Source organism: Variovorax jilinensis (assembly GCF_030316885.1).
GTDB classification, from domain to species: Bacteria; Pseudomonadota; Gammaproteobacteria; order Burkholderiales; family Burkholderiaceae_C; genus Variovorax; species Variovorax jilinensis.
The window spans coordinates 167,151-193,306 of record NZ_JASZYQ010000001.1 but is presented as its reverse complement, the minus strand read 5'-3'; the positions used below and the strand labels follow the sequence as shown (position 1 = coordinate 193,306).

Genomic DNA, 26,156 nt, shown 5'->3' with positions numbered 1-26,156 from the left:
ACCATGGTCGACGTCTCCGCGCCCCCCGCCGCCCCGGCAGCCGCCACGCTGCTGGAGGTCAACGGCATCGAGGTCATCTACAACCACGTGATCCTGGTGCTCAAGGGCGTCTCGCTCACGGTGCCCGAAGGCGGCATCGTGGCGCTGCTCGGCGGCAACGGCGCGGGCAAGACCACCACGCTGCGCGCGGTGTCGAACCTGCTCGCGGGCGAGCGCGGCGCGGTCACCAAGGGAACGATCGAGCTGCGCGGCGAGCGCATCGAGGCGCTGTCGCCGGCCGAGCTCGTGAAGCGAGGCCTGATCCAGGTGATGGAGGGGCGTCACTGCTTCGCCCACCTGACGATCGAGGACAACCTCATGAGCGGCGCCTACACGCGCACCGACGGCAAGGCCGCGGTCGCGGCCACGCTCGAGAAGGTCTATGCCTACTTCCCGCGGCTCAAGACCCGGCGCGGCTCGCAGGCCGCCTACACCTCGGGCGGCGAGCAGCAGATGTGCGCCATCGGCCGCGCGCTGATGGCGAACCCGAACATGGTGCTGCTCGACGAGCCCTCGATGGGGCTGGCACCGCAGATCGTCGACGAGGTGTTCGGCATCGTGCGCGACCTCAACGAGAAGGAAGGCGTGACCTTCCTGCTCGCCGAGCAGAACACCAACATGGCGCTGCGCTATGCGGACTACGGCTACATCCTCGAGAACGGCCGCATCGTGATGGACGGCGAGGCCGCGAGCCTGCGCGAGAACGAGGACGTCAAGGAGTTCTACCTCGGCGTCGGCGGCGCGGATCGCAAGAGCTTCCGCGACGTGAAGAGCTACAAGCGCCGCAAGCGCTGGCTGGCCTGAGACATCCTGGCGAACGGTGGAAGGGAGCCGACGGCAATGACCGATCACTATGACGCGCTCGAAGTGCGCAACCCGGCCGAGCGCGAGCGCGACCTGCTCGCCGCGCTGCCGAGGCAGATCCTGCAGGCGAAGACCGCGACCACGGCCTTCGCCACCATCCTCGACGGCGTCGAGCCGACCGCGGTGACGAGCCGCGAGGCGCTTGCCAGTCTGTCCGTGACGCGCAAGTCGGAACTGCTCGCGCTGCAGCAGCAGCGGCGCGCGAGCGACCCCTTCGGCGGCTTCTCGGCGCTGCGCTTCGGACCGCGCATGCGGCGCGTGTTCGCGAGCCCCGGCACGCTGTACGAGCCCGAGGGCGAGGCGGCGGACTATTGGCGCACGGCGCGCGCGCTGCATGCGGCGGGCTTCCGCCCGGGCGAGCTGGCGCACAACAGCTTCAGCTACCACATGACGCCGGCCGGATCGATCATGGAGTGCGGCGCGCATGCGCTCGGCTGCACCGTGTTCGCGGGCGGCACCGGCCAGACCGAGCAGCAGCTCGACGCCATCGCCGAACTGCGCCCGGCCGGCTACATCGGCACGCCGAGCTTCCTCAAGATCCTGATCGAGAAGGCGGCCGAGAAGAAGGTCGCGATCGGCTCGATGACCAAGGCGCTGGTGTCGGGCGAGGCCTTTCCGCCCAGCCTGCGCGACTGGATCGCCGAGCGCGGCGTGACCGGCATGCAGTGCTATGCGACCGCCGACCTGGGCCTGATCGCCTACGAGACAGCGGCCCGCGAGGGCCTGGTGCTCGACGAGGGCGTGCTGGTCGAGATCGTGCGGCCCGGCACCGGCGACCCGGTGCCCGAGGGCGAGGTCGGCGAGGTCGTGGTCACGACGCTGAATCCCGACTACCCGCTGATCCGCTTCGGCACCGGCGACCTGTCGGCGCTGCTGCCCGGCCGCTGCCCGACCGGCCGTACCAATGCGCGAATCCGCGGCTGGCTCGGGCGCGCCGACCAGACCACCAAGGTGCGCGGCATGTTCGTGCATCCGGGACAGGTGGCGGAGGTGGTGCGCCGCTTCCCCGAGGCGGGGCGCGCGCGGCTGGTGGTCGAGGGCGAGATGGCCAACGACCGCATGACGCTGCGCATCGAATGCGCGGCCGTGCCCGAAGGCCTGGCCGAGCGCGTCGCCGAGGCGATCCGCGACGTCACGAAGCTGCGCGGCGCGGTCGAGTTCGTTGCGCCGGGCAGCCTGCCCAACGACGGCAAGGTGATCGAGGATGCGCGCAGCTACCAATAAGATAAGGTCCATGCGCGTTCGAACCCGAAGGACCTCGCGATGAGCCATCAAGACCAGTACCGCCAGAAACTGATTCCCGCGGCCGAGGCCGTGCGCCTCGTGCGCGACGGCGACATGATCGTCGTGCCCACCGGCGTCGGCGAGCCGCCGAGCCTGCTGACCGCGCTCTCCGAGCAACGGCGCGACTTCAACGACGTGAAGGTGTCGCAGATCCTCGCGATGCGCAAGTACGCGTACTTCGACCGCGAGACGACACAGCACGTGCGCCATGTCTCGCTGTTCTTCGGTGGCGCCTCGCGCCCCGGCGGGCAGGAGGGCTGGACGGACTTTATCCCGAACTACTTCTCCGAGATCCCGGCCCAGATCGAGCGTGGCCAGATCCCGGCCGAGGTGGTGTTCAGCATGGCCTCGCCGATGGATGCGCACGGCTACTTCTCGCTGAGCCTGGGCGCCGACTACACGATGGCGGCCATCGCCCAGGCGCGCGCGGTGGTGCTCGAGGTCAATCCCAATGTGCCCTTCGCCTACGGCAACTGCCATGTGCACATCTCGCAGGTGGCGGCGCTGGTGGAGAGCAGCGAGCCGGTGCTCGAGGTCGGACTGCCCAAGATCGGCCCGGTGCAGCAGGCCATCGGCAAGCACGTGGCCGACCTGATCGAGGACGGCTCGACCCTGCAGATCGGCTACGGCGGCATTCCGGATGCGGTCGTGATGCAGCTCACCGACAAGCGCGACCTCGGCATCCATACCGAGATGCTCGGCGACGGCATCCTCACGCTGATCGAGGCCGGCGTGGTCAACAACCGGCGCAAGAACTACCTCCCCGGCAAGACGGTCGCCACCTTCGCGCTCGGCTCGAACAAGCTTTATCGCTTCATGGACCGCAATCCGGCGATCGAGATGCATCCGGTCAACTTCACCAACGACCCGTACCTCGCGGGCCAGAACGACAAGCTGATCGCGATCAACGCCACGCTCCAGATCGACCTGCTCGGCCAGTGCGGCTCCGAGAGCCTGGGCCATGCGCCGTACTCGGGCACCGGCGGGCAGTCGGACTTCGTGCGTGCGGCCAACCGCTCGCGCGGCGGCAAGGCCTTCATCGTGCTTCCGTCCTCGGCCAAGGGCGACACCATCTCGCGCATCGTGCCGTCGCTTTCGCCCGGCACCCACGTGAGCACGAGCAAGAACGACATCAACTACGTGGTGACCGAATACGGCGTCGCGCAGCTGCGCGGCAAATCGGCCAAGCAGCGCGCGCAGGCGCTGATCGGCATCGCGCACCCGGACTTCCGCGCTGAGCTCACGGACCAGGCGCAGCGCGCCAGGCTGCTCTGACGAAGCGGGCGCTCAGCCCGAGATGTAGCTCTGCAGCTGCTCGATGATGAAGGTCTGCTCGGACATGATGCCCTTCACCAGGTCGCCGATCGAGATCAGGCCGACCAGCTTGCCGTTGTCGAGCACCGGCAGGTGGCGGATGCGGCTCTGCGTCATGAGCGCCATGCAGTCCTCGGTGGTCTGGTCCGGCCTGACGTAGATCACGGCCGCGGTCATGACGTCGCGCAGCGGCGTCTCCTTGGACGAGCGCGAGAGCAGGACCACCTTCCGCGCGTAGTCGCGCTCGGTGACCATGCCGACGATGCGCTCGCCGTCCATCACCAGCAGCGCGCCGACGTTCTTCTCGGCCATCAGCGCGACCGCCTCGTACACCGATGCCGAAGGTGCGATCGCATGCACCGCCGAATTGCCCTTGGCCTTGAGGATTTCAGCTACGGTTTTCATGGCACTCATTCTGCGCGGCCGGAACCACGGCCACAAGCGCAACGGATGTGATGCCCGAGTCGGTATCGCTGCCGGCGACCGTTGCACGCACGCACCTCCGCGGTGCGCTTCGCGGGCGCGGGCGTGACATCTGCACGGGTTGCGCGAGTCAAATGCACGGCATCGATCTTTTTGGCCGTCTGCGTTTTTAAACTACCGGCTCCGTAACTTGTCGATACATATCTCAATGAGACTGCCTTTCGTGCGCTCGGCCTTTGCTACTGCTGCCCTCCTCGTCATCGCCGGTTGTGGCGGTGGTGGCGGCGGCGCTTCTTTCCCGATCACGCCTGCCGCCCAGGCACCTGCGGACCCTGCCGCACCCGCTGCACCGGCAGCGCCCACCACGCCCGAGACCACCGATCCCAAGCCCGTCACGCTGAGCGGCATCGCCGCCACCGGCGCGCCCGTGGCCAACTCTGCCGTCGCAGTGCAATGCGTCGGTGGCAAGGCCACGACCGCCAGCACCGATTCGAACGGCGCCTGGAGCGTGTCCCTGACCGACGCCACCTTCCCCTGCCTCGTGACCGTCTCGGGCGGCAGCCTGCCGGCCGAGCAGTCGTTGTACTCGGTGGCGCTCGACGCCTCGGCCGTCAACGTCACGCCGTTGACCAGCCTCGTGGTCGCCAGCGCGGCGCAGGCTGCGCCTTCGGCGCTGGCCTCGGGCAGCGGCCTCGCGGACGCGGCCAAGGCACTCGAGCAGGGCCTGGCCAAGGTCAACGCCATCCTCAAGGCTTCCGGCTATGCGCCGCTCGCGGGCAATCCGCTCACGGCCAGCTTCAGCCCGGTGGCCGGCGATCTGCACGACGACCTGATCGCGCAGCTGATGCGCTCGCTCGCGGACGAGAACACGGACCTCGGCAAGCTGCTGACGGCGGTCGCGGCGGCCGGTGACAAGGTGGTGCAGGTTCCCCTGACGCACGTCTTCAAGACCGACGAGCTGGCGGCGATGCCGCAGCTCAACAAGGCAAAGATCAAGGCCAGCGGCGACAAGCTTTCGATGCAGCTAGAAGCCGGCGCTAGCGAGGTCGGGGCGTATGTCGGCAGCGGCACGGGCAACAAGGCCGTGCTGCAGCTGCCTGGCCTTGCGGGCCAGAAGCTCATCGACTTCAAGGACATGTCGATGGAGGTCAAGGGCGCCACCAGATCGGACGGCAAGAACGTCTATGCCTACGTGAATTTCATGGTCGACCTGGAGTGCAAGGGAGAGCCCCTGGCCGCCAACGCCACGCTGGCCGATGTGCGCAAGAAGCGCCGCATCGTGATCTTCGATCCGTTCTACCAGTTCGTGCAGAAGGCCAGCACCCCGATCTCGGACGCGGACTTCAGCAGCGTGAAATTCGAGTACAAGACGCCGGGCTGGCGCATCTCGGCCGGCGACCCGGTCGGCGACAAGGTCGCGATCAATCCGGACTACATCGGCTCGGAAGACTTCGAGACCTTCAATTTCGTGAAGTATCCGAATGCCTGCATCGTGGACGGCATCTCGGGCGACGGCGGCATGTTCCGCGACAACACGAGTACGGATTGCCAGGACACGACCGGCGGGCTGGGGGGCGGCAAGCCCGCCACCTGCGGCAAGGCCCACAGCGGCGCTGTGGTCGTGCTCGGCGAAAGCGGCACCGCGGTCGACGCCAACTGGCAGATCGGCAAGATCCGCTTCAACGGCAGCAACGCCCGCAACTTCCGCTTCCAGTAACGGAGGCAGAAGCGCTCAAGCCGCCGCGGTCGCGCCCTCGACCAGCAGCGGCAGCAGTTCCTCGGCCTTGCCGCGCAGCACCGCGGCGGCCGAGCGATCGAGCGCCAGCGGCTCGGCATTGAGCGTCACGAGCCGGCCGCCGCGCGACAGCGCCAGCTCGGGCAGTTCCGCGGCCGGGTAGACCACGGCGGTGCTGCCGACCAGCAGGAACACATCGCATTCCTCGGCCGCGACCTGGGCGTCGAGCAGCACGCCCTTGTTGAGCATCTCGCCGAACATCACGACGTCGGGCCGGCCCCGGAAGCCGCAGCGCAGGCAGCGGTGGAAGATCCACGGGCCGCGCCGGTTGCCGCAATGGTCGCAGCGCCAGCGGCGCAGCGAGCCGTGCAGTTCGAGCACGTCGTGCGCGCCGGCCTGGTTCAGCAGGCCGTCCACGTTCTGGGTCACGAGCCGTGTCGCCGGTCGCAACCGCTGCAGTTGAACCAGCGCCAGGTGCGCCGGATTGGGACGCGCCGCCTCGACGGCTGCCAGGCGCTGGCCCCAGAACTTCGTGAAGCCGGCCGGGTCGCGCTTCAGGTCGTCGGCATGCGAGAAATGCGCGGACTGCTGATTCATCCAGAGACCGTCGGCATCGCGATACGTCGGTATGCCCGACGCCTTCGAGAGCCCCGCGCCGGAGAACACCACGATGCGCCGCGCCTCGCGCAGCAGGCCGACGGCCCGTTCGAGCGCGCCCTCAGCCGTCATTCGACACACGTTCCATTTAACTTCCTTCAAAGTGCAATATCTGCGCGAACTCAGGGGAATCCGCGATTCGTCAGGTCTCGGTCAGTCGATAAGATCGCGCCCTCGCATTCTGTAACCCATCGCCAATCATGAACAAGCTGTTTGCCTTCACGGCCATCGCCGCCGCTGCCCTGAGCGTCCACGCGCAAGATTTTCCGGGCAGCAAGCCCATCAGCATCGTGGTGCCGTTCGCGGCAGGCGGCCCGACCGACCGCGTCGCGCGTGACCTTGCCGAAGCGCTGCGCAAGCCGCTCGGCGGCGGCAGCATCGTGGTCGACAACGTGCCGGGCGCCGGCAGTTCGATCGGCGCCGCCAAGGTGGCACGTGCCAATCCCGATGGCTACACGCTGCTGCTGAACCACATCGGCATGTCGACCATCCCGACGCTGGTGCGCAACGTGCCGTTCAAGGTCGAGAGCGACTTCGAATACCTGGGCATCGTCAACGACGTGCCGATGACCCTGATCGCCAAGCCGCAGATGGCGGCCAACAACTACAAGGAACTGACCGCCTGGATCGCTGCCAACAAGGGCAAGATCAACCTCGGCAATGCCGGCATCGGCTCGGCCTCGCACCTGTGCGGCCTGCTCTACCAGACGGCCATGAAGACCGAGATGACGCCGGTTCCCTACAAGGGCACGGCGCCCGCCATCACCGACCTGATCGGCGGCCAGATCGACCTGCTGTGCGACCAGACCACCAACACCTCGCCGCAGATCGAGGCCAAGAAGGTCAAGCCCTATGCAGTGACCACCAGCAAGCGCCTGACCACGCCGCTGCTGAAGGACCTGCCGACGCTGCAGGAAGAAGGCCTCAAGGGCTTCGAGGTCACGATCTGGCACGGCCTCTACGCGCCCAAGGGCACGCCGCCGGCCGTCACGAAGAAGCTCAACGATGCGCTCAAGGTCGCCCTGAAGGACCCCGAGTTCATCAAGAAGCAGGAAGGCCTGGGCGCCGTGGTCGCCGCCGACGGCCGCGTCGAGCCGGAGGGCCACAAGAAGTTCGTGGCCGCCGAGATCGCCAAGTGGAGCCCGATCATCAAGGCCGCCGGCGTGTATGCCGACTGACATTGGCTCGCCCCCAGGTTGGGCTCACTTCGTGTAGCCCGCCCACCCCCTGCCGGGGGCGCAGTCAGCGGCCCGGCAAAGCCGGTTCCGCGACTGCCCACGAACAGGCGGGCGCTGCGCCCCGCCCGATAGCACGCACCGCCGTCACTGTCCTGTCTTCTGTCGGCCGGCGCAGCCAGGCCCGTTGGTGAAACACCGCGGAACCGGCTTCGCCGGGCCGCAGGTGTTGCCCCCGGCAGGGGGTGGGCGCCCGGACACGAAGTGCCGGGCAACCTGGGGGCGAGCAACACTCACTTCGGCCGGATCGCGTCGGCCGTTCCCTGGATAAAGGCCTTGATCTTCTCGACGTCGTCCGGCGTCAGCTTGCCCGTGAAGTCGGGCATGCCGCGCGCCATCGCGGGGCCCTTGAAGACCGACTGGCCGAGGTTCTCGATGTACGCGGGCGCCATGTAGCCGAGGTTCGGGATGTTGCCGCCGCGGTCGACACCCGGCACGCCGTGGCAGAAGACGCAGTTGCTCACGTAGAGGTAGGTGCCGGCCTCGACGCTCGCGGGGTTGTACTTCACGCCCTGCAGCAGCTTGTCCATGCGGTACTGCACGAACTCGGGCTTCGGCGCGTTGCCGCCCACCGCGAAGGTGTAGACCGTGCCCGGGCCCTGGCGGTCGGTGGCGCGCTGGGCCAGTCCGTAGACGCCGCCCCAGCCGACCGCCACCGACACGTATTGCTTGCCGTCGACCATGAAGGTGGCCGGTGCCGCGACCACGCCGGTGCCGGTGGGCGTCTCCCAGAGCTTGTCGCCGCTCTTCGCGTTGTAGGCCACCAGGCGGCCGTCCGCCGTACCCTGGAACACGAGGTTGCCCGCGGTGGTGAGGGTGCCGCCGTTCCAGGGCGAGGCGTACTCCACGCCCCAGGCTTCCTTCTGCGCGACCGGGTCCCAGGCCACGAGGCGGCCCATCGGCTTGCTGGTCGGCGGTGCCGCGTTGGCGAACATGGCCGTGTTCCAGCCCAGCGCCGCGTGCGGACGGCCCGGCGCGTTCTCGTTGAACTTCCAGTCCTTGTCGTCCATGAGGTTGAGCGGCACGTGCTGCGCCGGCAGGTAGGCCAGCCCGGTCTGCGGGTTGTAGGACATCGGATGCCAGTTGTGGGCGCCGAAGGGCCCCGGGATGCTGTCGCCGGGCTTGGTGTTCTGGCGCGCGGCCGCAATCTCGATCGGGCGGCCGTTCTTGTCGTAGCCCGTGGCCCAGTTCACGTCGACGAAATTCTTTGCCGAGATGAACTTGCCGTTGGTGCGATCGATGACGAAGAAGAAGCCGTTCTTGGGCGCGTGCAGGATGACCTTGCGCGGCTTGTTGTCGATCTTCACGTCGGCCAGGATCATCGGCTGGGTCGAGGTGTAGTCCCAGTTGTCGCCGGGCGTCTCCTGGTAGTGCCACTTGTACTTGCCGGTGTCGGGGTCGAGCGCGACGATCGAGGCCAGGTAGAGGTTGTCACCGCCCTTCGGGCTGCGCTGGCTGTGGGCCCACGGCGAGCCGTTGCCGGTGCCCACGTACATCAGGTTGAGTTCGGGATCGAAGGTGAGCGTGTCCCACGCCGTGCCGCCGCCGCCCGACTCCCAGTACTTGTTGCTCGGGTCCCAGGTCTTGGCGGCCTTGGCCATCGAGGCGTCCTCGAAGGGCTTGGACGGATCGCCGGGCACCACGAACCAGCGCCACTTCTGCTCGCCCGAGGCGGCGTCGTAGGCCGTGACGTAGCCGCGCACGCCGTATTCGGCGCCGCCGTTGCCGATGATCACCTTGCCCTTGAACACGCGCGGCGCGCCGGTGATGGTGTAGGAGCGCTTGTGGTCGATGATGGTGCCCTTCTCCCACACCACCTGGCCCGTGGCGGCGTCGAGGGCGATCAGCCGGCCGTCGTAGGCGGCCACGTAGACCTTGCCCTGGTGCAGCGCCACACCGCGGTTGACCACGTCGCAGCAGCCGCGGTAGCCCTTCGAGCGGTCGACCTTCGGGTCGTAGGTCCAGATCCGCTTGCCGGTGCGCGCATCGATCGCATGCACCACGCTCCAAGAAGCCGTGACGTACATGATGCCGTCGACCACCAGCGGCGTGGCCTCGACGCCGCGCGTGGACTGCAGGTCGTAGGACCAGACCAGTCCGAGGTCCTTCACGTTGCCGGCGTTGACCTGGTCGAGCTTGCTGAAGCGCGTCTCGGCGTAGTCGAGGCCGTAGCTGGGCCAGTCGGGGGTCTTGGCTGCATTGGCCCGGATGAAGGCGCCGTCGACCTTCTGGATCGCGGCCTTGATGTGCTCCGGCGAGCCCTTGGCGGCCTGGGCCCATGCAGCCGAGGCGCCCAGGCACAGCAACGCGCCCAGCGCCAGCGCGGCGGGGAATTTCTTCATCGTGTCGTCTCCTGTCGTTGTGCTGCGAAGGATGGTGCGCGGCGGGCCATTCATCACCCTCGGGATTTCCCTAGCGCCTGAGTGTTCCATTGCGGAACAAATTCGAGCCCTCGTTCCGAAGCGGAGGTCCACTTGCCCCTTTCGACGCGCGCCCAGGCCGGCGGTCCGCGGCAGCTGTTCGCCAGCACCGTCGCGGAACGGGTGGCGCTGGCCCGGACCCAGTTCTTCGAGGAAGGCGTGCGCCCTTCGGGCCTGGTCGGCGAGGCCGTGATCCAGTCCTGGCTGCGCTGCACGCGCGCCCATGCCGACACGCGCCGCAGCGTGAGCTTCGAGGCCGTGACGCCGAGCCGACTGCACGCCACGCTGGCACGCAACCACGAACTGCTGCAGGCCGCGCACGGCGAGCTGGCCGGCATGGAGAGCGCGCTCGCGGGCACCGACTGCCGCGTGCTGCTGACCGACGCCCAGGGCGTGATCGTGCACGTCACGCACCATCCGGCCGCGGCCCAGCAGCCGATCCTGCGCAGCACCGCGCGGCTCGGCGTCAACATCGCCGAGAGCGTGGTCGGCACCACCGCGCCCGGCATCGTCGCCAGCACCGGCCAGGCCTGCACGGTCGACGGTGCCGAGCATTACTTCGAATGCCTGCGCACGATGAGCTGCGCAGCGGCGCCGATCCGCGACGTGAATGGCCGTCTGGCCGGCGTGCTCGACCTGTCGATCGAGTCGCGCCGCTTCGGCTTCGACGCCGCCTCGATGGTCGGGCTGCATGCCACCACGATCGAGAACCGCCTCCTGGTCACGCAGTCGCCCGAGCTGCTGGTGCTGCGCTTCCAGGCCAGTCCGAGCCTGCTCGGAACGCCGCTCGAGGCGCTGGCCGGCGTCGCCGCGGACGGCCGGGTCGTCTGGCTCAACACCGCCGCTGCGCGCCTGGTCGGCGGCCTGCCCGAGGCCGAGCCCTGCAACGTCGAGATGCTGTTCGGCTTCGACCTCGCGACGCTGCTGCGCATCGGCTGCCGCAACGCGGCGCAGCCGGTGCGGCTCGCGAGCGGGCTCGGGGTCTGGCTGCAGGCGCGCACCCCTGCGCTCGACGGCATCGATTTCGGTCATGCGGTTTCCGTTTCCGCGGACCTGCCGTCGTCCATCGCCGGTCCCGACGAGTCCACGGCGCCCGCGCCCGTGCCACCCGCGAGCAGCGATGCGCAAGGCGGCGACGCCGGCGCGGACGACCCCAGCCTGCGTGGCCACAGCCGCCGGCTGATCGAGGAAACGCTCGCGGCGCATCACGGCAACATCTCGAACGCCGCGCGCCAGCTGCGCGTGTCGCGCGGCACGCTCTACCGGCGCCTGCGCAGCTGGCGCGAGAGCGAGGCGGCGCCCCCGGCCTGAAGGTATGCTCGACGCCCCATGAGCGTCCAGGCATTGCGGTCTTCCTTCGGTCCCAACTGCCACTGGTGCGGACTGCCGATGCGATTCGGCGAACCGCGCACCGGCCCCGACGCGGCGACCATCGAGCACCTCAACGATTCGACCCTCGGCGGCGTGCGCAAGCAGAAGCACCGCCGGCTCTCGCACGCTGCCTGCAACCAGGCGCGGAACGAGTTCAAGCTGCAGGCCGAGCGCAATTTCGAGCGCTGGATCGCCGAGCGGCAGCAGGCGGCCACCCGCGATCCGGGTTAGCGCGCTGCCGACCCTGGGTGACCATGGTTAGCATTCGGCGCAGATCGCACGTACCGCGCGTGCCGGAGACAAGATGGACATTTCGATACCGACAACACCGGAAGGGCTCGCGCTCTACCGCACGATGGTGCGCATCCGCGCCTTCGAGAACGCCGCCGAGACCGCGAGCCAGGGCGGCGTCAGCGCCTATGGCCAACAGGCCGCGGGCGGCGCCAAGGTGCGAGGGCCGCTGCACCTGTCGACCGGCCAGGAGGCGGTGCCGGCCGGCGTGTGCGCCCATCTGCGCGCCGCCGACTACCTCACCTCGACCCATCGCGGCCACGGTCACACGCTGGCCAAGGGTGCCGATCTCGGCCGCATGATGGCCGAGCTGTTCGGCAAGGCGACTGGCTTCAACGGCGGCAAGGGCGGCTCGATGCACATCGCCGATTTCTCGGTCGGCATGCTGGGCGCCAACGGCGTGGTCGCGGCCGGCCTGCCGATCGCGGTCGGCGCCGCGCACGCGCAGAAACTGCTGCATCGGGACGCGATCACGGTCTGCTTCTTCGGCGACGGCGCGATCAACCGCGGTCCCTTCCTGGAGGCCCTCAACTGGGCCCGCGTCTACCGGCTGCCGGTGCTGTTCGTGTGCGAGGACAACCGCTGGAGCGCCACCACCGCGAGCGGCCCGATGACCGCCGGCGACGGCGCTTCCGCGCGCGCCGAGGCGCTCGACATCGCTGCCACCCGCGTCGACGGCAACGAGGTGTTCGCAGTGCATGCCGCGGCGCACGAGCTGGTGGCGCAGGTGCGCGCGGACGGCGGGCCGCGCCTGCTGCATGCGCTCACCTACCGCGTGAAGGGCCACGTGTCGGTCGATCCGGCGGCCTACCGCGATCCGGCCGAACTGGCGGCTGCGCTCGAGACCGATCCGATCGCGCGAGCACGCGCCCGGCTGCTGGCGGCCGGGGTGGATGCCGGCGTGCTGGCCGAGATCGAGAACGCGGCCGCAGCCGAGGTCGAGGCGGCGCTCGCCGCGGCCGATGCCGCGCCCTGGCCCGATGCGGCCAGCGCCTTCACCGACGTGCAGACCACCGGAGCCGGCCAATGGACATGACCCTGGGCAGCAGCCGCGAAGACGGCACGCTGCAGCTTCGGCAGCTGAGCTACGCCGAGGCCGCGGCGCTCGCGGTGCAACGCGAGATGGAAGCCGATGCGCGCGTGGTGGTGCTCGGCGAGGACGTCGGCCGCGGCGGCATCTTCGGCCAGTACAAGGGCCTGCAGCAGCGCTTCGGCACCGAGCGCGTGATCGACACGCCGATTTCCGAGGCCGCGATCATGGGTGCCGGCGTCGGCATGGCGCTGGCCGGGCTTCGGCCGGTGGTCGAGATGCGGGTGGTCGATTTCGCGCTCTGCGGGATGGACGAGCTGGTCAACCAGGCGGCGAAGAACCGTTTCATGTTCGGCGGCCAGGGCCGCGTGCCGCTGGTGGCGCGCATGCCGGGCGGCATCTGGGACGCCTCGGCGGCGCAGCACTCGCAATCGCTCGAGGCCTGGTTCGCACACCTGCCCGGCGTCGTCGTGGTCTGCCCCGGCACGCCGCAGGACAACTACGCGCTGCTGCGGGCGGCGCTGCGCTGCGGTGACCCGGTGGTCTACATCGAGCACAAGACGCTCTGGGGCCTGCGCGGCGAGGTCGACGAAGGCATCGAGGTGCCGCTCGGCCGGGCCGCCGTGCGACGCCGCGGCGATGCGCTCACGCTGGTCAGCTGGGGCCGGCAGATGCTGGCCTGCGCCGAAGCCTGCGATGCGCTCGCGGCCGAGGGCATCGCGGTCGAGCTGATCGACCTGCGCACGCTGTGGCCCTGGGACCGGGAGACCGTGCTCGGCTCCTGCGGCCGCACGGGCCGCCTGCTGGTGGTTCACGAGGCGGTGCAGGCGGCCGGCTTCGGCGCCGAGATCGCGGCCAGCGCGGCCGAGGCCACCGGCTGCCGCATCGCGCGCCTCGGAGCGCCGCGCATCCCGGTCGGCTACGCGCCGGTGCTCGAGGCGCAGTCGCGCATCGGTGCTGGCCGGATCGCCGAGGCGGCGAAAGCCCTCCTGGCGCCGCACCCCGCTCGCGACGCCTGACGCGCAGCGTCCATTCCAGAGGCCGGCGCGGCGTCCCATTCCAGAGGCCGCCGCGCGCGGCCGCTCCGAAGCGGCCGGCCTGCCCCCTAGTGGGAGAGGCGCCGCAGGCGCATCGGGGGGCGTCCTGTCTCAGGCGGAGAAGCCGCCGTCGATCATCAGGCTGGCGCCGGTCACGAAGGCGGCCTCGGGGCTTGCGAGGTAGGCGACCATGCCGGCGATCTCCTCGCCGCGCCCGTGCCGGGGCAGCGCCATCAGCGCATGCATCGCCTCGGCGTTCGGGCCACCGGCCGGGTTCATCTCGGTGTCGACCGGGCCGGGCTGCACGTTGTTGACCGTGATGCCGCGCGGGCCCAGGTCGCGCGCCAGGCCGCGCGTCAGGCCGCTGAGGGCCGACTTGCTCATCGCATAGGCCGCGAAGCCGGCCCAGGGCATGCGTTCGGCGTTGGTGCTGCCGATGGTGATGACCCGACCGCCCTGGCCCATGTGGCGCACGGCGGCCTGGGTGGCGACGAAGACGGCTCGCACATTGATGTCCAGCGTGCGGTCGAAGTCCGCGAGCGACATCTGCTCGACCGTGCCGCCGAGAAAGACGCCGGCGTTGTTGACCAGGATATCGAGCCGGCCGAAGGCCCGGGCCGTCTGGTCGACCGCGCTGCGCACGGCATCAGCATCGGCGCTGTCGGCGCGGATCGCCAGCGTGTGACCGCCGCCGGCCTCGATCTCGGCTGCCAGCGCGTGGGCCGCGGCCTCGTTGCCGGCATAGGTGAAGGCGACTGCCACGCCATCGCGCACGAGCCGCCGCACGATCGCCGCGCCGATGCCGCGCGAGCCGCCGGTCACGAGCGCCACCTTGCCGGCCTGGGTTGCGGGGTGAAGGTCAGGGGAAGTGCTCATGTCGAACTCCAGGAAAGTGGTTGGGATGGGATGCAGTTTGGGCTTCCGATTGCATTTCGAGTAGCCATGAAAATGCCGCATCAAATTCAACCAATGGTTGAAAATGATCACCATGCAGCCGCTCAGCCATCTCGAATCCTTCGTCCGCACGGCCGAGGCCGGCAGCTTCTCGGCCGCGGCACGCCAGCTCGGCCTGACGCCGGCGGCGGTCAGCAAGAACGTCGCCCGGCTCGAGCTCGCACTGGGCGTCAGGCTGTTCCAGCGCAGCACCCGGCGCCTGACCCTGACCGAGAGCGGCGATCGCCTGCATGGCCAGATCGGTGGCGCCCTGGTGACACTGTCCGACGCGGTCGCCGGGCTGGCCCAGGAAGGCGGAGCGCCGGCCGGCGTGCTCAAGGTCAGCATGGGCCAGGCCTTCGGGCGGGCCTACGTGCTGCCGCTGCTGCCGGATTTCCTGGCCCGCTATCCGGCCGTGCTGCCCGACTGGCACTTCGACAACCGGCAGGTCGACCTGATCGGCGAGGGCTTCGACGCCGGCATCGGCGGCGGCGTCGAACTCACGCAGGGACTGGTAGCGCGCGAGCTGGCGCGGGTGCACGTGGTGGCGACGGCGGCGCCCGGCTATCTCGCGGGCCGCCCCCTGCCGCGCCATCCCGCCGATCTGACCGGGCACGACGGCATCCTGCGGCGCTCGTCGCCCACCGGCCGGATACGGGCCTGGACACTGCGCAACGAGGCCGGCGACGAAGGCGCGGTCGAACTGCGCCCGCGCCTGGTCTTCAGCGATCCGGAGGCCATGCGCGATGCCGCGGTCATGGGCCTGGGCGTGGCGCTGCTGCCGATGGTCTTCGCGCGGCCCGCACTGCAGAGCGGTGCGCTGGTGCGCCTGCTGCCGGGCTGGTGGGCCGACAACGGGCCGATCTCGCTCCACTACCCGAGCAAGAAGCTGCTGCCCGCCAAGACGCGCGCCTTCGTGGACTTCGTGGTCGAGCGCCTGCGCGCCGAAGACTTCGACCAGCGCATGCGCGGCACCTGAACGAGGCCGCGCACGGGGTTTCCACCCGCGACGCCGAAGCGCCGGGTCGTTAAAAACACCCCATGACCTTCTGCACTTCCCAACCGCGCCGCCTTCTGCTGACGGCGACCGCGACCGCGGCCCTCGCACTGCTCGGCGGCCCCGCCGCGGCACAAGGCACGTGGCCCACCAAGCCGGTGCGCATCGTCGTGCCCTTTGCGCCGGGCGGCACCACCGACATCCTGGCCCGCGCGGTCGCACCCGAACTCAGCCGCGCCTTCGGCCAGCAGTTCGTGGTCGACAACCGTGCCGGCGCCGGCGGCAACGTCGGCGCCGAGATCGTGGCCAAGGCCCCGAACGACGGCTACACGCTGCTGATGGGCACGGTCGGCACGCACGGCATCAACCGCGCGCTCTACCCCAAGCTGCCCTACGACCCGATCAAGGACTTCACACCGATCACGCTGGTGGCCGCAGTGCCCAACGTGATGGAGATGAACGCCGACAAGGCGGCCGCGCTCGGCATCCGAAACGTGGCCGACTTCATCAAATACGCGAAGGCCAATCCCGGCAAGCTCAACATGGCCTCAAGCGGAAGCGGCACCTCGATCCACCTGGCCGGCGAGCTGTTCAAGAGCATGACCGGCAGCTACATGACCCACATCCCGTACCGTGGCTCGGGCCCGGCGCTGATGGACATGGTGGGTGGCAACGCCGACGTGATGTTCGACAACCTGCCCTCCTCGATGCAGCAGATCAAGGGCGGCAAGCTGCTCCCGCTGGCGGTGACCAGCGCCCAGCGATCGCCCGCGCTGCCCGACGTGCCCACGGTGGAAGAAGCCGGCGGCCCCGCGCTCAAGGGCTACGAGGCCAGTTCGTGGTTCGGCCTGCTGGCACCGGCCGGCACCCCGCCCGAGGTCGTCAGCCGCATCCAGCAGGAAGTCGCCAAGTCACTCGCCACCCCGGCCGTCAAGGAAAAGATGCTGGCCCAGGGCGCGATCCCGAGCGGCGACACGCCGGCGGCGTTCGCGAAGCTCATCGACAGCGAACACGCCAAGTGGGCGAAGGTGGTGAAAGCCTCCGGCGCCAAGGTCGACTGAGGCCCCCGGGCGCCGAGGCACGAACGTCGACCGAGGCCTTGGGCCCCAGGCCCCATGCCGTCGGGCCGCCGAAGGACGGCCCCCTCGCGAAACACCGCGGAACCGGCTCCGCCGGGCCGCAGGTGTTGCCCCCGGCCGGGGGTGGGCGGGCTACACGCAGTGAGCCCAACCTGGGGGCGAGCTCAAACCTCCCAGATGACGTCCTTCTTCTCGGCGAGGGAATCCTTGAGCATGTGCAGCAGCGGCGACGCGCGCTGGCGCAGCCCGATGTGCTGCTTCTCGGCCTCGTTGTCGTGAGCCTCGACCGCATAGTCATCGGCGTTGTGGGCGTTCTGGCCTTCGCGCGCCATCGCGGCCTCGAGTGCAGAGATCGCAGCCGGCATCTGGTCGACCGTGATGATGCCCTTCGGAGCGGGCGACTTCCCGATCACGTCGAAGAGCTGGCGGGCATGGACTTCGAGCATCACGAACGGAGGCGTCGCACGCGACTGGAATTTGTAGAGCATTGGAGAGATCTCTTATCGGTTGTACATGTAGCTGCGCACGAAAGGGTACTCCGACTGGGCACCTCGCAGGGTCCGCGCATCCACCTTGCCGTCGGGTTTGGTCGACAGCATCTGGTGCAGCGAAATCCAGCCCTGCTCGAAGCTCATGGCGGAGCCCGCCAGGTAGAGGCGGTAGGCGCGCAGAATCCGCTCGGCATTCTCGCCCTGGCGCCCGCCGCTTCGCTGTAGGACTTCACGCGCTTCGGCCAGCCTTTCCTCGAGGGTGTCCGACCAGGCCCACAGCGTGCGCGCGTAGTGCGGACGCAGGTTCTCGGTGTCGACCATCTCGAGCCCCGCGGCTGCCGTCTCGCGCAGCACGTGCGTCACGTGCAGCAGTTCGCCGCCGGGAAAGATGTACTTCTCGATGAAGTCGCCCATGCCGTTGCCGAGCTGCCGGTAGTCGAGCTGGCCCGAGGTGATGCCGTGGTTCATGACCAGGCCGCCCGGCGCCAGCAGTGCATGGATCTTGCGGAAGTACATGCCCATGTTGGCGCTGCCCACGTGCTCGAACATGCCGACCGACGAGATCTTGTCGAAGGGCTTGCCATCGTCGAGCGCGCGGTAGTCGCGCAGCTCGACGCGCACGCGGCCCTGCAGTCCCTTTTCCTCGATCAGACGCTGCACGTGGGCATGCTGGTTCTTCGACAGCGTGATGCCGGTGGCGTCGACGCCATAGTGTTCGGCCGCCCACAGCAGCAGCGCGCCCCAGCCCGAACCGATGTCCAGGTAGCGTTCGCCGGGCTGCAGCATGAGCTTGCGGCAGATGTGATCGAGCTTGGCTTCCTGGGCCTGCGCGAGCGTCATCGCATGATCGCTGAAGTAGGCGCATGAATAGACCCGGCGCGGGTCCAGCCACAGCGCATAGAAGTCGTCCGAGACGTCGTAGTGGAACTCGATCTGGGCCGCATCCTTGCCCAGCGAATGCGAGCCGCGCGACTTGGCGCGCCGCTGCAGTCGGCTCCACCAGCCGGTGTCGGTCTCGGCCGGGTTGCCTGGCAGCAGCCCGACCGCGGCATCGATCAGGTCGCGCATGGCGCCTTCGATCTGCACGCGGCCTTCGACATAGGCCTCGCCGATGGCGCCGATCTGCCGGCCGCCGAGCTTGGCGAGTGCCGACCAGTCCTTGAAGGCAAGCGTGACGCGGGCTCCGGCGCGGGCCACCTGCCGGCCATCCGGAAGCTGCAACGCGATGGGAACGGACAAGGATGAAAGCTGGGACTCGATCTTGGGAAGGAGGCTTTGCATGAGATTGATTCTTGCCAGCGGAAACGGGCTCGTCAACTGGGTGCCGCCGAGGACCCCGGGCTTGCCATGGTTGACACGAGATCGTTTATGTCTAAACTATTTATCCATGAATAGCTTCACACCGAATCTTCGTCGCGTTCTGTGCATCGGGGGCGGTCCTGCCGGCCTCTACTTCGCGCTGCTCATGAAGGCCCGCCAGCCTTCGCTCGAGATCACCGTGATCGAGCGCAACCGGCCCTTCGACACCTTCGGCTGGGGCGTGGTGCTGAGCGACCAGACGCTGGCCAACCTGCAGGCCGCCGACGCCGACACCGCCGCGTTGATCGGTGGCGAGTTCCACCACTGGGACGACATCCAGGTCTTCTTCAAGGGCCGGCAGGTGCGCTCGGGCGGCCATGGCTTCTGCGGCATCGGGCGCAAGCGGCTGCTGAACATCCTGCAGGAGCGCTGCCTCGCGCTCGGCGTCGACCTGGTCTTCGAGACCGACGCCGTCGACGACCAGGCCCTCGCCGCCCAGTACCGCGCCGACCTCGTGATCGCGAGCGACGGCCTCAACAGCCGCATCCGAACGCGCTACCAGGATGTCTTCGAGCCCGACATCGACCTGCGCAAGTGCCGCTTCGTCTGGCTCGGCACGCACCAGACCTTCGACGCCTTCACCTTCGCCTTCGAACAAACCGAGCACGGCTGGTTCCAGGCCCACGCCTACCAGTTCGACGACAAGACCTCGACCTTCATCGTCGAGACGCCCGAGGCGGTCTGGCAGGCCCACGGCCTCGACAAGATGGAGCAGCCCGAAGCCATCGCCTTCTGCGAGAAGCTGTTCGCCAGGTACCTCGGCGGGCACGCGCTGATCAGCAATGCCACCCATCTGCGCGGCTCGGCCAACTGGATCCGGTTCCCGCGCGTGGTCTGCAAGCACTGGACCCATCGCGTCGAGATCGACGGCCGAAGCGTGCCCGTGGTGCTGATGGGCGATGCCGCCCACACGGCCCATTTCTCGATCGGCTCGGGCACCAAGCTGGCGCTGGAAGACGCGATCGACCTCGCGAACACCTTCGCCGACGGCGGCGAGATCGACGAGGTGCTCGAGGCCTACGAGGCCCGCCGCAGCGTCGAGGTGCTCAAGATCCAGAACGCTGCGCGCAACTCCACCGAATGGTTCGAGAACGTGCCGCGCTACACGGGCATGGAGATCGAGCAGTTCGCGTATTCGCTGCTGACGCGTTCGCAGCGCATCAGCCACGAGAACCTGCGGCTGCGCGACACGCAATGGCTGGGGGGCTACGAGCAATGGCTGGCCGGCGGCAAGCGCACCATGCCGATGCTTCTGCCGCTGAAGGTGCGCAAGCTCGAACTCAAGAACCGCATCCTGGTCTCGCCCATGGCCACCTACAGCGCGGTCGACGGCGTGCCGCAGGATTTCCTGCTGGTGCATCTGGGCGCGCGGGCACTCGGCGGTGCCGCGATGGTGATGGTCGAGATGACCAGCCCCACGCCCGAAGGCCGCATCACGCCGGCCTGCACCGGGCTCTACAACGACGCGCAGCAGGCGGCGTTCCGGCGCATCGTCGATTTCGTCCATGGCCAGTCGAGCGCAAAGATCGGCCTGCAGCTCGGCCACAGCGGTCCCAAGGGCTCGACGCAGGTCGGCTGGGAAGGCACCGACGAGCCGCTCGCCGCGGGCAACTGGCCGCTGCTTTCTGCCAGCGCGGTGGCCTACGGCGAGCAGAACCAGCTGCCGGCGGCAATGACCCGCGCGCAGATGGACCAGATGCGCGACCAGTTCGTCGCCTCCACCCGCCGTGCCGCCGAGATCGGCTTCGACTGGCTCGAGCTGCACTGCGCCCACGGCTACCTGCTTTCGGCCTTCCTGAGCCCGCTCACCAACCAGCGCGATGACGACTACGGCGGCAGTCTGGCCAACCGGCTGCGCTATCCGCTCGAGGTCTTCGAGGCCATGCGCGCCGCCTGGCCGGCCGATCGCCCGATGAGCGTGCGCCTGTCGGCCCACGACTGGGCACCGGGCGGCAACACCGACGCCGACGCGGTCGAGATGGCGCGCGCGTTCAAGGCCGCGGGCTGCGACTTCATCGACGTCTCCTCAGGTCAGACCACGCGAGCGGCGCAGCCGGTGTACGGGCGCATGTACCAGACGCCCTTCGCCGACCGCATCCGCAACGAGGTCGGCATCGCGACCATCGCGGTCGGCGCCATCACCGACGCCGACCAGGCCAACAGCATCATCGCCGCGGGCCGTGCCGACCTCTGCGCCGTCGCACGTCCGCACCTGGCCGACCCGGCCTGGACCTTGCACGAGGCGGCCAAGCTGCAAAGCCGCGACGTCGACTGGCCGAAGCAGTACCTGAGCGGCCGCGACCAGATGTACCGCGAGATCGCCAAGCAGCAGCAGATGGCGGCGGCGCTGGCGGGCGCGCCGCGAAGCGCCGAGGAGGAAAGCTGATGGACCTCGAGGCACGCGCGCACAGCGAGCATCCCGACGAGCTGCGGCTCTGGCTGCGCCTGCTCACCTGTACCCAGCTGATCGAGAAGCAGGTGCGCAACGAGCTGCGCGAGCAGTTCGCGACCACGCTGCCGCGCTTCGACCTGATGTCGCAGCTCGAGCGTGCGCCCGAGGGGCTGAAGATGAACGAGCTGTCGCGCCGCATGATGGTCACGGGCGGCAACGTCACGGGCATCACCGACCAGCTGGTGACCGAAGGCCTGGTCGAGCGCCTCGATGTCGCGGGCGACCGCCGGGCCTGGCGCGTGCGGCTCACGGCGCGCGGGCGCAAGCTCTTCAACGACATGGCGCAGCAGCACGAAGCCTGGATCTGCGACGCCTTCGCGGCGCTGAGCCCGAAGGAAATCACCCAGCTCCACAAGCTGCTCGGCAAGGTCAAGCAGCACTCTCACAACCAAATGGCGGAGGCCCTTACATGAAGCACTACATCGGCGCGGCGAGTCCCATGCGCGCGCAATTCGAACCCAAGGCCGGCTACCAGGCCACGCATTTCTCGTGGGCCTTCGAGGCCGGCGTCGGCACCGTGACGCTGAACCGCCCCGAGCGCAAGAACCCGCTGACCTTCGACTCCTATGCCGAGCTGCGCGACCTGTTCCGGGCCTTGAGCTTTGCCACGGACGTCAAGGCAATCGTGGTCACCGGCGCCGGCGGCAACTTCTGTTCGGGCGGCGACGTGCACGAGATCATCGGCCCGCTCACGCAGATGAAGATGCCCGAGCTGCTCGAGTTCACGCGCATGACCGGCGACCTGGTCAAGGCGATCCGCCATTGCCCGCAACCGATCGTCGGCGCCATCGACGGCGTCTGCGCGGGCGCCGGCGCGATGATCGCGCTGGCCTGCGACCTGCGCTACGGCACGCCGGCCACCAAGACCGCCTTCCTGTTCACGCGCGTGGGCCTGGCGGGCGCCGACATGGGCGCCTGCGCGCTGCTGCCGCGCGTGATCGGCCAGGGACGCGCCTCCGAGCTGCTGTTCACGGGCCGCGCGATGACGGCGCAGGAAGGCCAGGCCTGGGGCTTCTTCAACGCCTTGCACGAAGGCGATGCGCTGCTCGCCGCGGCCACCGCAGTCGCCCGCGACCTGGCCGAGGGCCCGAGCTTCGCGCACGGCATGACCAAGACCATGCTGTCGCAGGAATGGTCGATGACCATCGACCAGGCGATCGAGGCCGAGGCCCAGGCGCAGGCGATCTGCATGCAGACCGAGGATTTCAGGCGCGCCTACGAGGCCTTCTCGGCCAAGCGCAAGCCTGTCTTCCAGGGGGACTGATCCGATGGCCTCCTCCACCCGTTCCACCCACGATCCTTCGACGGCGCACCTGGCGCTGCCCTTCTTCGACGAGGCCCACCGCGCCCTGGCGCGCGACCTGCTGCCCTGGGCCGCCGCGCAGTCGGTCGACGAGCGCGACGACCGCGCGGCCTGCCGCGACTGGGTGCGGCGCCTGGGCGACGGCGGCTGGCTGCGCTACTGCGTGCCGGCCAGCGTCGGCGGCGCGCTCGAGCGGCTCGACTCGCGCGCGCTGGTGCTGCTGCGCGAGACGCTCGCCTTCCACTCGCCGCTGGCCGATTTCGCTTTCGCGATGCAGGGCCTGGGCAGCGGCGCGATCACGCTCGCGGGCAGCGCCGCGCAACAGGCCGACTACCTTGCTGCCGTGGGCCGCGGCGACAAGATCGCGGCCTTCGCGCTCAGCGAACCCGAAGCCGGCTCCGACGTCGGCGCGATGGCGATGCGGGCCGAGCCCGACGGCGAGGGCTGGCGGCTCACGGGCCAGAAGACCTGGATCAGCAATGGCGGCATTGCCGACTTCTATTGCGTGTTCGCCAAGACCGACCCGAGCGCGGGCGCGCGCGGGATCACGGCCTTCATCGTCGATGCCACCACGCCGGGCCTCGACAGCTCGCAGCACATCGAGGTGATGGCGCCGCATCCGCTGGCCACGCTCGACTTCGACGGCTGCCGCGTGCCGCGCACGGCGCAACTGGGCGACCTGCACGGGGGCTTCAAGCTCGCGATGCGCACACTCGACATCTTCCGCGCCTCGGTCGCGGGCGCGGCGCTCGGCATGGCACGGCGCGCGCTCTCCGACGCGATCCAGCACGCGCAGCAGCGCAAGATGTTCGGCCAGACCCTGGCCGACTTCCAGCTCACGCAGGCTAGGCTCGGCGAGATGGCCGCGCTGATCGACGGCGCGGCGCTGCTCACCTACCGCGCTGCCTGGATGCGCGACGAGGCAGAGCAGCGCGGCGGTCCCGCGGTCGGCGACCTCACCGCCGCCGCCGCGATGGCCAAGATGTGCGCCACCGAGAACGCCAGCTGCGTGATCGACATGGCCCTGCAGATGCACGGCGGCCTCGGCGTCAAGGTCGGCACCAAGGTCGAGAGCCTGTACCGCGACATCCGCTCGCTGCGCATCTACGAAGGCGCGACCGAAGTCCAGCAACTCATCATCGGCAAGGCCGCGTTGAGGGGCGCATGACGACCGCCCCCTACAGCGCCCAGGTCGATCGCTTCGTGCACGACCGCCTGCCGCCGGCCGAACGGCTGCCGATCTTTCGCTACGACCTGCCCGAGCTTCAGCTGCCCGATCGCCTGAACCTGGTCGAGGAGCTGCTCGACAAGGCGTCCGCCAAGGGCTACGCCGACCGGCCGATGCTGCGCTCGCCCAACCGCACCCTGAGCTACGCCGAGGCCGCGGTCGAGGTCAACCGCATCGCGCAGGTGCTGACCGAGGACCTCGGCCTGGTGCCCGGCAATCGCGTGCTGCTGCGCGGCGGCAACTCGGTTGCCATGGCGCTGGCCTGGCTCGCGGTGGTCAAGGCCGGGATGGTCGCGGTCGCCACCATGCCGCTGCTGCGCGCCAAGGAGCTCGGCGAGATCATCGAGAAGGCGCAGCCCACGGTGGCGCTGTGCGAAGGCAAGCTGCTCGACGAGCTCGAGGCGGCCCAGCGGCAGCATCCATCGCTGCGCACCATCGTCGCCTTCAACCGGCTCGATGCGCCCGATTCGCTCACCACGCGCGCGGCCGCCAAGAGCGGCGTCTTCGCGCCCTGCCCGACGGCGGCCGACGACATCGCACTGCTGGCCTTCACCTCGGGCACCACCGGCAAGCCCAAGGCGCCCGTGACCACGCACCGCGACGTGCTCGCGATGTGCGAGACCTGGCCGCGCCACGTGCTGAAGGCGCGCAGCGACGACATCGTCATCGGCTCGCCGCCGCTGGCCTTCACCTTCGGCCTCGGCGGCCTGCTGGTGTTTCCGATGTGGGCCGGTGCATCGGTGTATTTCCACGACAAGCCCTACACGCCGGAAGCCATGGTGGACGTGATCCGCGATGTCGGCGCCACGCTCTGCTACACGGCGCCGACCTTCTATCGCCAGATGGCGCCGTTCGCCAAGGCCAAGGGCGTGCCGAGCCTGCGCATCAGCGTGAGCGCCGGCGAAGCGCTGCCCGATGCCACTCGCCAGCTCTGGAAGCAGGCCACCGGCCTCGAGATGATCGACGGCATCGGCGGGACCGAGGTCTTCCACATCTACATCTCGGCCGCCGGCGACGATGTGCGGCGCGGTGCGGTCGGCCGGGCCGTCCCGGGATTCACCGCCAAGGTGGTCGACGACGAGGGCCGCGAGGTGCCGCGCGGCACGGTCGGCAAGCTCGCGATCATCGGCCCGGTGGGCTGCCGCTACCTCGACGACGTGCGGCAGGCCGACTACGTACGCGACGGCTGGAACTACCCCGGCGATGCCTTCGTCGAGGACGAGGACGGCTACTTCTTCTACCAGTCGCGCGCCGACGACATGATCGTCACCGCCGGCTACAACGTCGGCGGCCCCGAGGTCGAGGACGCGCTGCTCAAGCACCCGGCGGTGGCCGAGTGCGGCGTGATCGGCAAGCCCGACGAGGAGCGCGGCATGATCGTCATGGCCTTCTGCGTCCTCAAGCCCGGCCACGAGGGCGACGCGGCGATGACCAAGGCGCTGCAGGAACACGTCAAGGCCAGCATCGCACCCTACAAGTACCCGCGGGAGATCGCGTTCGTGGCCAGCCTGCCGCGCACCGAGACCGGCAAACTCCAACGATTCAAATTGAGGCAGCTCACATGATCAAGCACCTTCAGCCACCCGGATGGCTGGCACCCAAGGGTTACGCGAACGGCATCGCCGCGCGCGGCACCACCGTCTATGTCGGCGGGCAGATCGGCTGGAACGGACAGCAGCAGTTCGAGACCGACGACTTCATCGCCCAATGCGGACAGGCGCTGCGCAACATCGTCGAGGTTCTGCGCGAGGCCGGTGCCGGACCCGAGCACATGGTGCGCATGACCTGGTACATCACCGACCGCGACGAATACAACGCGCGCCTGCGCGAACTCGGCCCTGTCTATCGCGACGCGATGGGCAAGAACTTCCCGGCCATGACCTGCGTGCAGGTGGCCAGACTGGTGGAGGCACGTGCCAAGGTGGAAATCGAGGTCACGGCGGTGCTGCCGGACTGATGGCATGGCATGGCACGCGGTGAACGCGTGCTGCCGGGCACGCCTTGCCCTGCGAGCCTTCGGTCGGCCGGCTGGCGCCATCGAGCGCCCACAAAAAAGCCCACTTGAAAGTGGGCTTTTCTGCTTCGTCGACGACCTGTGAGGGTCACCGGGAATTTGGTTGCGCGAGCAAGATTTGAACTTGCGACCTTTGGGTTATGAGCCCAACGAGCTACCAGGCTGCTCCATCGCGCGGCAAGATGGAATTATATACTATTCTGCGGCGTTCTGCTCGTCCGAAGCAACTTCCGTCACATCGGGACGATCAACCAGTTCGACCAGCGCCATCGGCGCGTTGTCGCCCACGCGGAAACCCATTTTCAGGATGCGCGTGTAGCCGCCCGGACGTGCCTGGTAGCGCGGGCCGAGTTCGCCGAACAGCTTGACGACGCTGTCGCGGTCGCGCAGGCGATCGAAGGCCAGGCGCTTGTTGGCGACCGTGGGCTTCTTGGCGAGGGTGATCATCGGCTCGATGACGCGGCGCAGTTCCTTGGCCTTGGGGACCGTGGTCTTGATGGCCTCGTGCTCGATGAGCGAGTTCATCATGTTCTGCAGCATCGCGAGGCGGTGCGAGCTGGTGCGGTTGAGTTTGCGGAGTCCGTGTCCGTGACGCATGGT

24 protein-coding genes and 1 tRNA gene are annotated in these 26,156 nt (G+C 68.9%); 17 read left to right on the top strand and 8 right to left on the bottom strand.

Annotated elements, in window-relative coordinates:
* The first annotated feature begins 3 nt into the window (after positions 1 to 3).
* The 3 genes from QTH87_RS01015 to QTH87_RS01005 are packed head-to-tail and all read left to right on the top strand — an operon-like array spanning position 4 to position 3,462.
* The gene (locus QTH87_RS01015; RefSeq protein ID WP_286606167.1) at positions 4 to 843 is read left to right on the top strand and encodes an ABC transporter ATP-binding protein; all 840 of its coding nucleotides are present in this window, start codon (positions 4 to 6) and stop codon (positions 841 to 843) included.
* A gap of 36 nt (positions 844 to 879) precedes the next feature.
* On the top strand, positions 880 to 2,127 hold the full coding sequence (locus QTH87_RS01010) for a phenylacetate--CoA ligase family protein (protein ID WP_286606166.1): 1,248 nt from the start codon (positions 880 to 882) through the stop codon (positions 2,125 to 2,127).
* Between the two features lie 39 nt (positions 2,128 to 2,166).
* A complete protein-coding gene (locus tag QTH87_RS01005) occupies positions 2,167 to 3,462 on the top strand; it encodes an acetyl-CoA hydrolase/transferase family protein (protein WP_286606165.1) in 1,296 nt (431 codons plus the stop codon).
* Between the two features lie 12 nt (positions 3,463 to 3,474).
* On the opposite strand, the gene QTH87_RS01000 is transcribed toward QTH87_RS01005, so the two are convergent.
* Positions 3,475 to 3,906 carry a CBS domain-containing protein gene (locus tag QTH87_RS01000; protein ID WP_286606164.1) on the bottom strand — a complete coding sequence of 144 codons (432 nt, stop codon included), beginning with the start codon at positions 3,904 to 3,906 and terminating at the stop codon, positions 3,475 to 3,477.
* 226 nt (positions 3,907 to 4,132) lie between these two features.
* Between QTH87_RS01000 and QTH87_RS00995 the strand changes: the two genes are divergently transcribed.
* Positions 4,133 to 5,641: a hypothetical protein gene (locus QTH87_RS00995; RefSeq protein ID WP_286606163.1), complete on the top strand. Its 1,509-nt coding sequence runs from the start codon at positions 4,133 to 4,135 to the stop codon at positions 5,639 to 5,641.
* 15 nt (positions 5,642 to 5,656) lie between these two features.
* On the opposite strand, the gene QTH87_RS00990 is transcribed toward QTH87_RS00995, so the two are convergent.
* Entirely contained in the window at positions 5,657 to 6,388 is a 732-nt protein-coding gene (locus tag QTH87_RS00990) for an SIR2 family NAD-dependent protein deacylase (RefSeq protein ID WP_286606162.1), read from the bottom strand.
* 128 nt (positions 6,389 to 6,516) lie between these two features.
* Between QTH87_RS00990 and QTH87_RS00985 the strand changes: the two genes are divergently transcribed.
* Positions 6,517 to 7,494 (top strand): tripartite tricarboxylate transporter substrate-binding protein, encoded by a 978-nt coding sequence (locus tag QTH87_RS00985; RefSeq protein WP_286606161.1) that lies wholly within the window; start codon positions 6,517 to 6,519, stop codon positions 7,492 to 7,494.
* A gap of 290 nt (positions 7,495 to 7,784) precedes the next feature.
* Here the strand turns inward: QTH87_RS00985 and QTH87_RS00980 are convergent, their stop codons facing one another.
* Positions 7,785 to 9,893, bottom strand: coding sequence for a PQQ-dependent dehydrogenase, methanol/ethanol family (locus QTH87_RS00980; protein ID WP_286606160.1), 2,109 nt, complete (start codon positions 9,891 to 9,893; stop codon positions 7,785 to 7,787).
* A 132-nt stretch (positions 9,894 to 10,025) separates the two neighbouring features.
* Here QTH87_RS00980 and QTH87_RS00975 point away from each other — a divergent pair, with 132 nt between their 5' ends.
* From QTH87_RS00975 to QTH87_RS00960, 4 genes are all read left to right on the top strand, one after another.
* On the top strand, positions 10,026 to 11,282 hold the full coding sequence (locus QTH87_RS00975) for a helix-turn-helix domain-containing protein (RefSeq protein ID WP_286606159.1): 1,257 nt from the start codon (positions 10,026 to 10,028) through the stop codon (positions 11,280 to 11,282).
* Positions 11,283 to 11,300: 18 nt separating this feature from the next.
* A complete protein-coding gene (locus tag QTH87_RS00970) occupies positions 11,301 to 11,573 on the top strand; it encodes a hypothetical protein (RefSeq protein ID WP_286606158.1) in 273 nt (90 codons plus the stop codon).
* A gap of 73 nt (positions 11,574 to 11,646) precedes the next feature.
* A complete protein-coding gene (locus QTH87_RS00965) occupies positions 11,647 to 12,669 on the top strand; it encodes a thiamine pyrophosphate-dependent dehydrogenase E1 component subunit alpha (protein ID WP_286606157.1) in 1,023 nt (340 codons plus the stop codon).
* Complete coding sequence (locus tag QTH87_RS00960) at positions 12,660 to 13,682, top strand: alpha-ketoacid dehydrogenase subunit beta (protein WP_286606156.1); 1,023 nt, start codon at positions 12,660 to 12,662, stop codon at positions 13,680 to 13,682. Before QTH87_RS00965 ends, QTH87_RS00960 begins: the two co-directional genes overlap by 10 nt.
* A gap of 129 nt (positions 13,683 to 13,811) precedes the next feature.
* On the opposite strand, the gene QTH87_RS00955 is transcribed toward QTH87_RS00960, so the two are convergent.
* Complete coding sequence (locus tag QTH87_RS00955) at positions 13,812 to 14,576, bottom strand: SDR family oxidoreductase (RefSeq protein WP_286606155.1); 765 nt, start codon at positions 14,574 to 14,576, stop codon at positions 13,812 to 13,814.
* Positions 14,577 to 14,688: 112 nt separating this feature from the next.
* Between QTH87_RS00955 and QTH87_RS00950 the strand changes: the two genes are divergently transcribed.
* Both QTH87_RS00950 and QTH87_RS00945 read left to right on the top strand, forming a co-directional pair.
* Positions 14,689 to 15,612: a LysR family transcriptional regulator gene (locus tag QTH87_RS00950; RefSeq protein ID WP_286607990.1), complete on the top strand. Its 924-nt coding sequence runs from the start codon at positions 14,689 to 14,691 to the stop codon at positions 15,610 to 15,612.
* Between the two features lie 62 nt (positions 15,613 to 15,674).
* Complete coding sequence (locus QTH87_RS00945) at positions 15,675 to 16,691, top strand: Bug family tripartite tricarboxylate transporter substrate binding protein (RefSeq protein WP_286606154.1); 1,017 nt, start codon at positions 15,675 to 15,677, stop codon at positions 16,689 to 16,691.
* Between the two features lie 182 nt (positions 16,692 to 16,873).
* On the opposite strand, the gene QTH87_RS00940 is transcribed toward QTH87_RS00945, so the two are convergent.
* Together QTH87_RS00940 and QTH87_RS00935 are read right to left on the bottom strand one after the other, a co-directional pair.
* The gene (locus QTH87_RS00940; RefSeq protein WP_286606153.1) at positions 16,874 to 17,197 is read right to left on the bottom strand and encodes a DUF1840 domain-containing protein; all 324 of its coding nucleotides are present in this window, start codon (positions 17,195 to 17,197) and stop codon (positions 16,874 to 16,876) included.
* A 12-nt stretch (positions 17,198 to 17,209) separates the two neighbouring features.
* A complete protein-coding gene (locus QTH87_RS00935; RefSeq protein ID WP_286606152.1) occupies positions 17,210 to 18,481 on the bottom strand; it encodes a class I SAM-dependent methyltransferase in 1,272 nt (423 codons plus the stop codon).
* Positions 18,482 to 18,587: 106 nt separating this feature from the next.
* Here QTH87_RS00935 and QTH87_RS00930 point away from each other — a divergent pair, with 106 nt between their 5' ends.
* From QTH87_RS00930 to QTH87_RS00905, 6 genes are read left to right on the top strand one after another with little or no spacing between them, the layout of a single operon-like run.
* The gene (locus tag QTH87_RS00930) at positions 18,588 to 20,945 is read left to right on the top strand and encodes a bifunctional salicylyl-CoA 5-hydroxylase/oxidoreductase (protein ID WP_286606151.1); all 2,358 of its coding nucleotides are present in this window, start codon (positions 18,588 to 18,590) and stop codon (positions 20,943 to 20,945) included.
* Positions 20,945 to 21,424 carry a MarR family winged helix-turn-helix transcriptional regulator gene (locus tag QTH87_RS00925; protein WP_286606150.1) on the top strand — a complete coding sequence of 160 codons (480 nt, stop codon included), beginning with the start codon at positions 20,945 to 20,947 and terminating at the stop codon, positions 21,422 to 21,424. The genes QTH87_RS00930 and QTH87_RS00925 overlap by 1 nt, the downstream gene beginning before the upstream one ends.
* Entirely contained in the window at positions 21,421 to 22,275 is an 855-nt protein-coding gene (locus QTH87_RS00920) for an enoyl-CoA hydratase family protein (RefSeq protein WP_286606149.1), read from the top strand. Before QTH87_RS00925 ends, QTH87_RS00920 begins: the two co-directional genes overlap by 4 nt.
* A gap of 4 nt (positions 22,276 to 22,279) precedes the next feature.
* Positions 22,280 to 23,482 (top strand): acyl-CoA dehydrogenase family protein, encoded by a 1,203-nt coding sequence (locus tag QTH87_RS00915; protein ID WP_286606148.1) that lies wholly within the window; start codon positions 22,280 to 22,282, stop codon positions 23,480 to 23,482.
* Positions 23,479 to 25,107 carry an AMP-binding protein gene (locus tag QTH87_RS00910; protein ID WP_286606147.1) on the top strand — a complete coding sequence of 543 codons (1,629 nt, stop codon included), beginning with the start codon at positions 23,479 to 23,481 and terminating at the stop codon, positions 25,105 to 25,107. The genes QTH87_RS00915 and QTH87_RS00910 overlap by 4 nt, the downstream gene beginning before the upstream one ends.
* Complete coding sequence (locus QTH87_RS00905) at positions 25,104 to 25,499, top strand: RidA family protein (RefSeq protein ID WP_286606146.1); 396 nt, start codon at positions 25,104 to 25,106, stop codon at positions 25,497 to 25,499. The genes QTH87_RS00910 and QTH87_RS00905 overlap by 4 nt, the downstream gene beginning before the upstream one ends.
* 157 nt (positions 25,500 to 25,656) lie before the next feature.
* Here the strand turns inward: QTH87_RS00905 and QTH87_RS00900 are convergent.
* Positions 25,657 to 25,733 (bottom strand) — tRNA-Met (locus tag QTH87_RS00900).
* Between the two features lie 18 nt (positions 25,734 to 25,751).
* Positions 25,752 to 26,153, bottom strand: coding sequence for a 50S ribosomal protein L17 (gene rplQ, locus QTH87_RS00895; protein ID WP_286606145.1), 402 nt, complete (start codon positions 26,151 to 26,153; stop codon positions 25,752 to 25,754).
* Positions 26,154 to 26,156 lie beyond the last annotated feature (3 nt).

What these genes read in the sequence shown, in the direction of transcription:
- QTH87_RS01015 (WP_286606167.1), top strand. Translation starts at nt 4, where the DNA reads ATGGTCGACGTCTCCGCGCCCCCCGCCGCCCCGGCAGCCGCCACGCTG.
- QTH87_RS01010 (WP_286606166.1), top strand. Translation starts at nt 880, where the DNA reads ATGACCGATCACTATGACGCGCTCGAAGTGCGCAACCCGGCCGAGCGC.
- QTH87_RS01005 (WP_286606165.1), top strand. Translation starts at nt 2,167, where the DNA reads ATGAGCCATCAAGACCAGTACCGCCAGAAACTGATTCCCGCGGCCGAG.
- QTH87_RS01000 (WP_286606164.1), bottom strand. Translation starts at nt 3,906, where the DNA reads ATGAAAACCGTAGCTGAAATCCTCAAGGCCAAGGGCAATTCGGCGGTG.
- QTH87_RS00995 (WP_286606163.1), top strand. Translation starts at nt 4,133, where the DNA reads ATGAGACTGCCTTTCGTGCGCTCGGCCTTTGCTACTGCTGCCCTCCTC.
- QTH87_RS00990 (WP_286606162.1), bottom strand. Translation starts at nt 6,388, where the DNA reads ATGACGGCTGAGGGCGCGCTCGAACGGGCCGTCGGCCTGCTGCGCGAG.
- QTH87_RS00985 (WP_286606161.1), top strand. Translation starts at nt 6,517, where the DNA reads ATGAACAAGCTGTTTGCCTTCACGGCCATCGCCGCCGCTGCCCTGAGC.
- QTH87_RS00980 (WP_286606160.1), bottom strand. Translation starts at nt 9,893, where the DNA reads ATGAAGAAATTCCCCGCCGCGCTGGCGCTGGGCGCGTTGCTGTGCCTG.
- QTH87_RS00970 (WP_286606158.1), top strand. Translation starts at nt 11,301, where the DNA reads ATGAGCGTCCAGGCATTGCGGTCTTCCTTCGGTCCCAACTGCCACTGG.
- QTH87_RS00965 (WP_286606157.1), top strand. Translation starts at nt 11,647, where the DNA reads ATGGACATTTCGATACCGACAACACCGGAAGGGCTCGCGCTCTACCGC.
- QTH87_RS00960 (WP_286606156.1), top strand. Translation starts at nt 12,660, where the DNA reads ATGGACATGACCCTGGGCAGCAGCCGCGAAGACGGCACGCTGCAGCTT.
- QTH87_RS00955 (WP_286606155.1), bottom strand. Translation starts at nt 14,576, where the DNA reads ATGAGCACTTCCCCTGACCTTCACCCCGCAACCCAGGCCGGCAAGGTG.
- QTH87_RS00950 (WP_286607990.1), top strand. Translation starts at nt 14,689, where the DNA reads ATGCAGCCGCTCAGCCATCTCGAATCCTTCGTCCGCACGGCCGAGGCC.
- QTH87_RS00945 (WP_286606154.1), top strand. Translation starts at nt 15,675, where the DNA reads ATGACCTTCTGCACTTCCCAACCGCGCCGCCTTCTGCTGACGGCGACC.
- QTH87_RS00940 (WP_286606153.1), bottom strand. Translation starts at nt 17,197, where the DNA reads ATGCTCTACAAATTCCAGTCGCGTGCGACGCCTCCGTTCGTGATGCTC.
- QTH87_RS00935 (WP_286606152.1), bottom strand. Translation starts at nt 18,481, where the DNA reads ATGCAAAGCCTCCTTCCCAAGATCGAGTCCCAGCTTTCATCCTTGTCC.
- QTH87_RS00930 (WP_286606151.1), top strand. Translation starts at nt 18,588, where the DNA reads ATGAATAGCTTCACACCGAATCTTCGTCGCGTTCTGTGCATCGGGGGC.
- QTH87_RS00925 (WP_286606150.1), top strand. Translation starts at nt 20,945, where the DNA reads ATGGACCTCGAGGCACGCGCGCACAGCGAGCATCCCGACGAGCTGCGG.
- QTH87_RS00920 (WP_286606149.1), top strand. Translation starts at nt 21,421, where the DNA reads ATGAAGCACTACATCGGCGCGGCGAGTCCCATGCGCGCGCAATTCGAA.
- QTH87_RS00915 (WP_286606148.1), top strand. Translation starts at nt 22,280, where the DNA reads ATGGCCTCCTCCACCCGTTCCACCCACGATCCTTCGACGGCGCACCTG.
- QTH87_RS00910 (WP_286606147.1), top strand. Translation starts at nt 23,479, where the DNA reads ATGACGACCGCCCCCTACAGCGCCCAGGTCGATCGCTTCGTGCACGAC.
- QTH87_RS00905 (WP_286606146.1), top strand. Translation starts at nt 25,104, where the DNA reads ATGATCAAGCACCTTCAGCCACCCGGATGGCTGGCACCCAAGGGTTAC.
- rplQ (WP_286606145.1), bottom strand. Translation starts at nt 26,153, where the DNA reads ATGCGTCACGGACACGGACTCCGCAAACTCAACCGCACCAGCTCGCAC.